Genomic DNA, 1,863 nt, shown 5'->3' with positions numbered 1-1,863 from the left:
AGTAGTTCGCCCACCCACGCAGGATGGGATTGAGCTCCTGAAGTTTGGCGGCCAGACTGCACGGGGTGGAACTCGTTCCCGTACGTGCCTTGACCTTTCGACGCAGGTTGGCAGCCTTTGCTTTGGGAATCTCAATGCGCGGGCCATAGCCGTAGCGCTTGTCCCAATGCATGATGAAGCGGAATCCGAGGAATTCGAACCCCTCCGTCATGGCTGTGACCTTCGTCTTTTCCGGCGACAACTCAAGGCCCATGGTCTGATGCAGGTAGTCCGCCAGCGCGGCCTTTTCCGCAATGGCATCCTCCCGTGTGCCAGACACCAGCACCAGGAAGTCATCGGCGTAGCGCACCGGCAGAAACGCACAGCGACCAGCCATGCGATCCCAGTAGCGCGCTCTGCCTGCCGCAGTCCTCCCGTCACATTTGCGGTCGGCATGGGCCTTGGTGCGTTGATACACCCACCGTTCATACCGCTCTTCGATCGCGCTGAGCGCGATATTGGCGAGCAGCGGTGAGAGAATCCCGCCCTGAGGCGTGCCGGCGTCTGTGCGAAGGAACTGCTCCTCCGACAAAACACCGGCTTTCAGGAACTGCCCGACCAGCCTCGTCACCCGCCGGTCAGCCACGCGCTGGCGCAGCCGCTCTAACAGGTGATGATGACTTAAATTATCGAAGCAGCCCTTAATGTCGCCCTCTAAGACCCATGGATACGGCATCCGGTTCCGCCGCGTGTCCTTGTCGCGTTTATGCGGCAAGGCCGCTCGTCGGATATGCTCCAAGGCGCCGTGCGTACTCCGTCCGGGTCGAAACCCATAGGAGACATGCCAAAACTGCGCCTCGAAGATCGGCTCCAGAAGTGTTTTGACCGCGCCTTGAACGACGCGATCCTTGATCGTGGGAATGCCCAGGGGCCGGAATTGCCCTGGTTTACCGGCCTTGGGAATGAGCTTGCGCCGCGCAGGGCTGGGTCGATATGCGCCAGAGCGCAATTCGGCCTGAAGCCCTTCGAGGAAGCGTTGCTCACCGATCCCATTCCGGATGCGACCCACGGTCATCCCGTCGATCCCAGCCGTGTGTCGGCCTCGATTGGAGGCTACGCGCTGCCAGGCGTGACGCAGCACGCGCAGGTCTGTGACCCAACCCCACATGTCCCGCCACGCGTCTTCGGGATTTGCCTTACTCCACTGATAGAGTTTGCGCTGAACGCCGAGTACCCAGGCCTCGTGGGCCTGGTGATCCATGTCCACAGATCACTCCTCCGTCATGCAAGTCTACCGTCTTCCTGCTTCCCTTCGCCCTGTGCACGGCTTTCCCGCGCTCTGACTACTACGAAAGCTCCGCCCTTGGTGCCGTCCATCTCCGGCCGTCGCGGCGAGCCCAGTTCCGTACTGGGCAGACAGTCCAAGTTCCCGTGTTCCGATTTCCAACCTTCATGTCCGTAGGCGGTGAGCTTTACCCCAGGCGATGCGGAAGACAGGGCAATGAGAGCTTTCCCCCCGTCTCGAACGCGTTGTCCGCGCCCTGCAGTGAGGATAGACGAGCCCCACCGCGTCTGATCGCTTCTTACCTCCCACGCCATCGCGCGACTTGGAGGCGTTGCAGGTTGAATCCGAGGCTTCCAACGCTCACTTTGTTATCTCGCCATAGACACTATGGTAGCCCGGCCTGCGGCCGATGGTCCGCACCCGGTACAGTTCAGGCCGATCTGCTTATGACACCCGACCGGCGACGCCCGGTCGGGCTTCTCGGCCCCCTTCCGTCCGCTGCTCCTGCGGGCGGGGCGGCATTACAGCCGCCGGTCGAAAACCAGCAAGCTTGAGAGGTGGCTATTCCATATTCACCTCCCGCGCCGTCACGGCGCACC

1 protein-coding gene is annotated in these 1,863 nt (G+C 61.8%); it reads right to left on the bottom strand.

Features of this window, described 5'->3' with window-relative positions; all coding sequences use genetic code 11:
- A partial coding sequence (ltrA, locus tag MAXJ12_RS34110) for a group II intron reverse transcriptase/maturase (RefSeq protein ID WP_008840823.1) occupies positions 1 to 1,240 on the bottom strand: 1,240 nt, incomplete at its 3' end.
- Positions 1,241 to 1,863: the final 623 nt, after the last annotated feature.

It is taken from the genome of Mesorhizobium alhagi CCNWXJ12-2, assembly GCF_000236565.1.
Taxonomy (GTDB): Bacteria; Pseudomonadota; Alphaproteobacteria; order Rhizobiales; family Rhizobiaceae; genus Allomesorhizobium; species Allomesorhizobium alhagi.
Note: the sequence above shows the minus strand (reverse complement) of the source record. Positions and strands in the feature narration are given on the sequence as shown.